The sequence below is a fragment of the Streptomyces sp. NPDC053432 genome, assembly GCF_055585365.1.
The window spans coordinates 1-7,075 of record NZ_JBVJKF010000006.1 but is presented as its reverse complement, the minus strand read 5'-3'; the positions used below and the strand labels follow the sequence as shown (position 1 = coordinate 7,075).

Below are 7,075 nucleotides of genomic sequence, written 5' to 3'. Positions count from 1 at the left end.
CCAGGCTCGCGAGCGCGTCCCCCACCGGACAGCCCGCCCAGCCGCAGATGCAGCCTCAGTCGCTCTTCGGGATCCCGGACCTGAGTGACGCCATCAAGTTCGGACTCCAGGCCGCTGCCGGCCTCGCAAGTGCGTCCCCCGCCGGACAGCCCGCCCAGCCCCAGATGCAGCCGCAGGGCTTCGACATCAGCGACATCGGCGACATCCTCTCCACCGTCGCCCCGCTCCTTCCCCTGATTCTCCTCAGCGCCTCCCCCGCCGCCCAGCAGCAGGCGAGTGGGCAAGGCGTGGTGCGGTGACGTCCGTGGTGACGGACACCCCCATGCCGCAGCCTCCGCCGGTTGCCTGGTCGCCGAACCGCTTCACGGGCGCCGGCCCGACGGCGGGTGCCGCCGACGGTTCCCGCGAGCAGTGCGCGGCCCTGCTGGTGCGGACCCACGACTGGCTGCAACGAGCCGTCGGGAACGCTCCGGAGGTCAACGGGCTGGCACCGCTGGTTTCACAGGCAGTCGACCTCTACCGCCGGGAAGAGTACGCCCAGTGCCTGCGTCTGGCAGGCGGGGTGCAGCAGGCCATCGCCCTGGCCCGCGCGACGCTGCCCGGCCTCCCGGCATGGTGACATCCGGCGCCGCTGATCCGGGGCCCGCAGCCTCAGGGCCCCGGATCGGCCACTACCTGGTGGGCGGCGACACCGCCCTGGTCGCTCGTGTGGCGACGCAACTGGGCGGCGAGCCGGACGTGAACGTACGGGTCGTCAGCGGAACCGCCGCGCAGCCGACAGTGCTCGGCGTCGCCATGACGCATGAGCGTGCCGAGCGGTTGAAGGCGGAGTCACAGGGCCGGCTGGTGGTCGAGGCGGACCAGGACATCGAGCAGTACAGCGACGAGTGACCGGCGACCAGGCCGGATTGGGAGCGGTGAACGAACATGTCCGACAACAACGAGAACCCGGCGAGCGGCCCCACGGACGAGGGCCCGGCGGTCCAGGAACTGCGCGGGAGGACTGTGCAGTGCCTGGTGGTACCGCTGCCGTCCGATGTCCTGCCTGCCGGTGTGGAGCCGTATGACGCCGACAGCCTGTTCGCCCAGCTGGAGAACGACCCCGAGACACAGACCCGTAAGCGCATCGCCGTCACCGCCGTAACCACAGCAGACGGTCAGGCATCAATCGCCCCGGACGTGACTGTCGTCAGGATGCCGCCACACCGCGTGGCGTCGCTGGTGCGTGATCCTCGTGTACACATCGAGCGGGACCACCACCTGCGGGTGACCAGCGTGTCTCCCGAGGCCGTCAGCACCGAGGAAATCAACCCGGGCGTGCAGCTGAGGGCCGCGCCGGTAACGCCCGTCTCGTTTCTCGTGACGGGCAAGGGGACGGGCCCGCTGCCCGATGCCACGATCGTCGTGATGAGCCCGGAAGGCAACTTCCAGTCCGCGACCGGTCCGGACGGCCGGGCGACGGTTGCCCTGACCATCAACGACCTGACCTCCATCAGTGCGGTGTACGTCAAGCCGGCCTGCGACTTCTGGGAGACCTACCAGGAACTTCCGGCGCTCTCGCTGACCGAGGAGAACGGCGTCGAACTGCGGCCGCTCTCGGACAGCTTCCCCGCTCTGCTCACCGGGCCCGTGAGGGGCTGGGGACTGACCGCGATGGGCATGGACCAGGTTCCGCCCAACTACCGTGGCCAGGGCATCAAAGTTGCGGTCATCGACTCCGGCTGCGCTGCCCAGCACCCCGACCTCGCGGCCCGGATCGCCGGCGGCATGGATCTCGTGGACGGCGACGAACCCGCCCAGTGGTCCGTCGACGTGATCGGCCATGGCACCCACTGCGCCGGTGTGATCGCAAGCTCGGACGATGTCAGGGGCATCCTCGGTATCGTTCCGGAGGCCGAGGTGCACGTGTGCAAGGTGTTCCCCGGAGGCCGATACTCCGGAATCATCGAGGCGCTCAACTACTGCGTCCAGCAGGAGGTCGACGTCGTCAACCTCAGTATGGGCAGCGACGAACCCTCCGCGCTGCTCAGCCAGGCCATCGACCAGGCCCGGCAGGCGGGCGTCGCCTGCGTGGTGGCGGCCGGCAACTCCGGCGGACGCGTGCAGTTCCCCGGGCGGCTGCCCACCGTGCTGACCGTGGCCGCGATGGGCAAAATCGGAGAGTTCCCGGCTCGTACCTTCCACGCCCAGCAGGTGAAGGGACAGCCCGACCAGAACGGTTACTTCTCCGCCGCGTTCACCTGTTACGGCCCCGAGGTCGACGTATGCGCCCCGGGCGTGGCGATCCTGTCCACCGTTCCGGAGCGCGGCTACGCGTCGTGGGACGGCACCTCCATGGCCACGCCCCACGTGACCGGCCTGACGGCGCTGATCCTCGCTCACCATCCCGACTTCCGGGACGGTTACCGGACGCGCAACTCCCAGCGCGTGGACCGGCTCTTCGACATCGTCCGCTCCTCGTGCGACCCAGTGGACTTCGGCGACGTGAACCGTACCGGCGCTGGACTGCCCAACGCTGCCAGGGCCCTGTCCCTGACGGCCATGGGCACGGCGTCCACGACCCCGGAACTCGCCCAACTGCGTGAGGCGATGCAGAACGCCGGCCTGCTCTCCGCGACCAGCAGCGATGTACTCGGCCCACTGGACGACATCCAGCGTCTGCTCCGCACCGCCGGTCTGCTCTCCTCCGGTTGAGGCAGCCGAACCTCGAGCACGTCGAGGCAGAGAGGATTTGCCATGCACGACAGTGTCCGGACGGCGTTCCTGCCGTTCAGCGAGCCGCTCGAAGCGCGTGTCCACTTCATGTACCTGGACGTCAAGAGCCTGGTCTCCACCGGGGTGGGTAACCTGCTGGACGCCGACAGCTCGGAGCACTTCGGGACCAACCCGAACCCGCTGCCCGACATCTTCACCCTCGGCTGGTTCGACAAGGATACTCGCGCGCCGGCCGAGCGTCAGGAGATCGAGGAGGAGTACCGAAAGGTCAAGTTCAGTGGTACGAATCTCGCTCCCCTGGGCACGAAGGAGCAGCTCACTCGGTTGAGGATCTCCGACGACGACATCAACTCACTCGTGACCGCCAAGCTCGACAGTTTCGAGGGTACTTTGAAAGGCCGAGAACCCTTCGCGGCATTCGACGACTGGCCCGCGGACGGACAGCTGGGGCTGCTGAGCATGGCCTGGGCCCTGGGGCCTCTGTTCAAGTTCCCCAAGTTCCAGGGCGCCGCGGCGCAGGGCGACTGGGCCACCATGGCCCGGGAGTGCAAGATGACCGAGGCGGGCAACCCCGGTGTCATCCCCCGCAACACCCGCAACGCACTGCTGTTCACGATCGCCGGTTGGACATCGACCCAGGGCGACGCCGACCTCTCACAGCTCGTCTACGACCCCGCACAGAAACTCGACGCCAACATGCGCTCGGGAGCCTTCCCCGTTCCACTGGAGCTGACCGTCGGTGTCCAGACCGCACTGGAGAGGCTCGGCTTCAACCCGAACGGGCTCGACGGCATCATCGGTCCCGGCACCCGATCCGCCTTGACGTCGTTCCAATCATCTGTCGGCCTGCCGCAGACCCCCGACGTGGGGAACGTCGACGGTGTACCGCCCGATACCGTGTCCGCCTTGGCTGCGGCTCTGGACGGCGAGGCAGTGCGGCACTTCCCCTGAGAGGCTAAACTGGGCAACAAGGCCCAGGTCAGAGACCTGGGCCTTGTGGTGTTCAGACGGCCTGGCCCAGCCCGTCCAGCAGCTCCAGTTCCTGCCCCGTGAGGCGGATCGTCGCCGCGTCCAGGTTCTCCGACAGGTGGGCCGGGGAACCGGTGCCCGGGGTCGGGCACAGCACGGGGGAGTGGTGCAGCAGCCACGCCAGGGCGATCTGGCCCGGGCCCGCGCCGTGGGCCGCGGCCACGGTGGTGACGGCCGCCGCGCCCTCCCGGGTCAGGGAGCCGCTGCCCAGCGGGTAGTAGGGGAGGAAGGCGATCCCGTTCGCCTCGCACATCGCGAGGACCTCCGCCGACGTGCGGTTCAGCAGGTTGTACGCGTTCTGCACCGAGGCGACCGGGACCGACTCCAGTGCCAGGCGGAGCTCCTCCGCGGTGACGGTGTCCAGCCCGATGTGCCGGATCTTGCCCTCCGCCCGCAACTCGGCCAGCGCACCCAGCTGTTCGGCCATCGGAACGGCCGGATCGAACCGGTGCAGCTGGTAGAGGTCGATGCGTTCCAGCCGAAGCCGCCGCAGGCTCGCCTCGCACTGCCGGCGCAACTGCTCCGGGCTGCCCGCCATGTGCCACTGATCGGGGCCGGTGCGCACCACCCCGCCCTTGGTGGCCACGACGAGCTGCTCACCGTACGGGTGGAGGGCCTCGGCGATCAGTTCCTCGGCCAGGTCGGGGCCGTAGTTGTCGGCGGTGTCGATGAGGGTGACCCCGCGCTCGACCGCCGTGCGCAGCAGCGCGTGGGCCTCGGCGCGGGCGGCGCGCGGCCCCCAGTAGCCGGGGCCCACCAGGCCGCCCGTACCGAAGCCCAGCCGCCGCAGGGGAAGCTCGCCGCCGAGTATGAACGTCTCGTTCGCCATGCCCCGACCGTAACCCAGGGGGCCGGATGTGCCAGGCTCCTCCCATGCGCTACATCATCATCGGAGCGGGCGCGGTGGGCGCCACCATCGGCGGACGGCTCGCGGAGGCGGGCGGCGAGGTGGTCCTCGTCGCGCGCGGTTCCCACGCGGAGGCCCTGCGCGCCGGCGGGCTGCGGCTCACGACCGCCGACGGGGAGCGGGTGCACCGGCTCCCGGTGGTCACGGCCCCCGCCGAGCTGGGCGAACTGCGCCCGGACGACGTGCTGTTGCTGGCCGTGAAGACCCAGGACGCGATCGCCGCGCTCGACGCGTGGGGCGACGCGGAGGTCGCGGGCGGCGGGACGGCCGCGCAGCGGCTGCCGGTGCTGTGCGCGCAGAACGGCGTGGAGAGCGAACGCCTGGCGCTCCGGCGCTTCGCGCGCGTGTACGGGGTGTGCGTGTGGCTGCCGTCCACCTTCCTGGAGCCGGGGGTCGTCTCGGCGCTGTGCGCGCCGCTGACCGGCATCCTGCACCTGGGCCGGGCCGCGGGCGGCCCCGCGGACCGGACGGCCCGGGCGGTCGCGGCGGACCTCGGCAAGGCGGGATTCGAGGCGCCGGTCGTCGAGGACGTGATGCGGTGGAAGTACGCGAAGCTGCTGGGGAACCTCGGTAACGCGATCCAGGCGACGACGGGACCGGAGCCGGAGCCCGCGAAGGCAGCACTGCTGCTGAGGGCCGTGCGGGAGGGGAAGGCCGCCTTCGCCGCGGCCGGGATCGCGTACGCGTCCGAGGCGGAGCAGTCCGCCGCACGCGACGGCAAGGTCGACCAGCCGGCGGGTGTGCGGGGCGGCTCCTCCTGGCAGAGCCTGGCCCGGGGCACCGGGTCGGTGGAGGCGGACTACCTCAACGGGGAGATCTCGCTGCTGGGCCGCCTGCACGGGGTGCCGACGCCCGTGAACGACGTACTGCGGCACGCGGCGAACATCTTCGCCCGCGAGTCGCTGCCGCCGGGCGCGATGACCATCGCCGACCTGACCGCCCTCGCGGACGAGGCCGCGGCCCGGAGCTGATTCCCGGCCGCGGCTCCGCTCACGACCTCGTCCGCCGTCCGCGGCTCGCGGTCGTGGTCAGGAAGTGCGCTTGAGGGTCCAGGTGTTGGCGTTGAAGCTGGGGACGGCCGAGTACTGGCAGCCGCTGGAGTAGTAGGAGCTGACGATGGTCCAGCCGGCCGGGGGCCACGTGGAGGCGCAGGCGTTGACCTGGGTGCCGACCGGGTAGCCCCGCAGGTCCTTGATCTGCTTGGTGTTGGGGTTGAAACCGGAGCCGCACCCGCCGCTGTTCCACCACTGGACGTCCACCCAGCCGGACGGGGTGAGCGTGCTGGAGCACATGTTGACGGTGTCGCCGGCCGCCGCCGAGGCGGGGCCGGCGCTGATCCCGAGGGCGGTGACGGCCAGCGTGGCCAGAACGGCGGCGTATCGGGTGCGGATCATGAGGGGTCCCCTTTCGCGCGCACTGGGATCGCCGCCGACCGTCGGCGGGCCTGACCAGGCGCCGAGCCCATTGCATCCGACCGTCCACGATGCGGACAGTGATCTTTTGGGCATAACTCCACGGCGGTTTACAGCCGGTGGCGACGCCGGGGTCAGGCGGAAAGGGCCCGGAGGGGGGTCGGGGCGGCCGCGGCGGCCGTGTCGTAGCGCAGCAGCAGCAGGCGGGCCAGCTCAGGGGCGGCGCCCAGCACCCCGGCCAGCACATCGGCGCCCGCGGCCCCGGCGCCGGCCGCGATCCGGTCCGGCAGCCGCCCCGGGGCGATGACGTACGGGGCGACGGCCACACGGGCGAAGCCCTCGGCACGCAGGGCGCGTACGGCGTCCTCCGTACGGGGAAGGGCAGCGGAGGCGAACGCAGGCCGCACGGCGCACCAACCGGTACGCCGCCACTCCCGCGCGGTTTCAGCGATCGCTGCGATCGCCTCCGGGTCTGTGGATCCGGCGGACGCGAGCACCACCGCCGTGGTGGAGCGGTCCGCCGGGGTGAGGCCGGCCTCGGTGAGCCGGCGCTCCAGGGCTTCGAGGAGCAGCGGGGACGGGCCGAGGACGTCGGCCACCCGCACGGACAGCCCCGGGAGCCGGTCCGAGGACTCGGCCAGCACCGCGGGGACGTCGGACTTGGCGTGAAAGGCGCGGGTCAGCAGCAGCGGGAGCGCCACCACCTCCCGTACGCCCGAGAGGTACAGCGAGGCCAGGGCCTGCCCCACCGACGAGCCGTCGAAGTCGAGGAAGGCCGTCTCCACCCGCAGCCCCGGCCGCAGCGAACGGACACGCCGGGTCAGGGCGCGCACGGTCTCCGCGTGCCGCGGATCGCGGCTGCCGTGGGCGATGACGAGCAGGGCGGGAGCCTGGGCGGGAGCCATGACTAGCTCTTCACCAGGAGGCCGCGGCTGCGCAGGACCCAGCGTTCGGCGGGGCTGAAGATGAGCAGGTCGATGGCGATGCCGACGACGAGGATGAGGATGATGGC

At 71.1% G+C, this 7,075-nt stretch carries 9 protein-coding genes and 1 pseudogene; 6 read left to right on the top strand and 4 right to left on the bottom strand.

The features are described from left to right. The 5 genes from ACZ6Y1_RS12300 to ACZ6Y1_RS12280 form a co-directional block, all read left to right on the top strand. Positions 1-299, top strand: a 299-nt coding sequence (locus ACZ6Y1_RS12300; protein ID WP_469626671.1) for a hypothetical protein, incomplete at its 5' end; no start/stop codon positions are given. After that, the gene (locus ACZ6Y1_RS12295; protein WP_469626667.1) at positions 296-619 is read left to right on the top strand and encodes a hypothetical protein; all 324 of its coding nucleotides are present in this window, start codon (positions 296-298) and stop codon (positions 617-619) included. The genes ACZ6Y1_RS12300 and ACZ6Y1_RS12295, both read left to right, overlap by 4 nt. Then, entirely contained in the window at positions 613-891 is a 279-nt protein-coding gene (locus ACZ6Y1_RS12290; protein ID WP_469626665.1) for a hypothetical protein, read from the top strand. The genes ACZ6Y1_RS12295 and ACZ6Y1_RS12290 overlap by 7 nt, the downstream gene beginning before the upstream one ends. Positions 892-927: 36 nt before the next feature. Further along, positions 928-2,694: a S8 family peptidase gene (locus ACZ6Y1_RS12285; protein ID WP_469626662.1), complete on the top strand. Its 1,767-nt coding sequence runs from the start codon at positions 928-930 to the stop codon at positions 2,692-2,694. 42 nt (positions 2,695-2,736) lie between these two features. Continuing rightward, entirely contained in the window at positions 2,737-3,666 is a 930-nt protein-coding gene (locus ACZ6Y1_RS12280; RefSeq protein WP_469626660.1) for a peptidoglycan-binding protein, read from the top strand. A gap of 52 nt (positions 3,667-3,718) precedes the next feature. On the opposite strand, the gene ACZ6Y1_RS12275 is transcribed toward ACZ6Y1_RS12280, so the two are convergent. After that, positions 3,719-4,573, bottom strand: a complete 855-nt coding sequence (locus ACZ6Y1_RS12275; RefSeq protein ID WP_469626656.1) for an aldo/keto reductase — start codon at positions 4,571-4,573, stop codon at positions 3,719-3,721. Between the two features lie 44 nt (positions 4,574-4,617). On the opposite strand from ACZ6Y1_RS12275, the gene ACZ6Y1_RS12270 reads away from it, so the two are divergent. Further along, entirely contained in the window at positions 4,618-5,622 is a 1,005-nt protein-coding gene (locus ACZ6Y1_RS12270) for a ketopantoate reductase family protein (RefSeq protein WP_469626653.1), read from the top strand. A gap of 57 nt (positions 5,623-5,679) precedes the next feature. Here ACZ6Y1_RS12270 and ACZ6Y1_RS12265 read toward each other — a convergent pair whose 3' ends face one another. From ACZ6Y1_RS12265 to ACZ6Y1_RS12255, 3 genes and pseudogenes are all read right to left on the bottom strand, one after another. Next, a complete protein-coding gene (locus tag ACZ6Y1_RS12265; RefSeq protein ID WP_469626650.1) occupies positions 5,680-6,045 on the bottom strand; it encodes a hypothetical protein in 366 nt (121 codons plus the stop codon). Between the two features lie 152 nt (positions 6,046-6,197). Further along, positions 6,198-6,968: a sirohydrochlorin chelatase gene (locus ACZ6Y1_RS12260; RefSeq protein ID WP_469626646.1), complete on the bottom strand. Its 771-nt coding sequence runs from the start codon at positions 6,966-6,968 to the stop codon at positions 6,198-6,200. A gap of 2 nt (positions 6,969-6,970) precedes the next feature. Continuing rightward, positions 6,971-7,075 (bottom strand): annotated as a pseudogene (locus tag ACZ6Y1_RS12255) (ABC transporter permease); the annotation flags it as partial.

Bases quoted from the DNA above. Each gene is read 5' to 3' on its own strand.
- ACZ6Y1_RS12290 (WP_469626665.1), top strand. From the start codon at position 613: ATGGTGACATCCGGCGCCGCTGATCCGGGGCCCGCAGCCTCAGGGCCC.
- ACZ6Y1_RS12285 (WP_469626662.1), top strand. From the start codon at position 928: ATGTCCGACAACAACGAGAACCCGGCGAGCGGCCCCACGGACGAGGGC.
- ACZ6Y1_RS12280 (WP_469626660.1), top strand. From the start codon at position 2,737: ATGCACGACAGTGTCCGGACGGCGTTCCTGCCGTTCAGCGAGCCGCTC.
- ACZ6Y1_RS12275 (WP_469626656.1), bottom strand. From the start codon at position 4,573: ATGGCGAACGAGACGTTCATACTCGGCGGCGAGCTTCCCCTGCGGCGG.
- ACZ6Y1_RS12270 (WP_469626653.1), top strand. From the start codon at position 4,618: ATGCGCTACATCATCATCGGAGCGGGCGCGGTGGGCGCCACCATCGGC.
- ACZ6Y1_RS12265 (WP_469626650.1), bottom strand. From the start codon at position 6,045: ATGATCCGCACCCGATACGCCGCCGTTCTGGCCACGCTGGCCGTCACC.
- ACZ6Y1_RS12260 (WP_469626646.1), bottom strand. From the start codon at position 6,968: ATGGCTCCCGCCCAGGCTCCCGCCCTGCTCGTCATCGCCCACGGCAGC.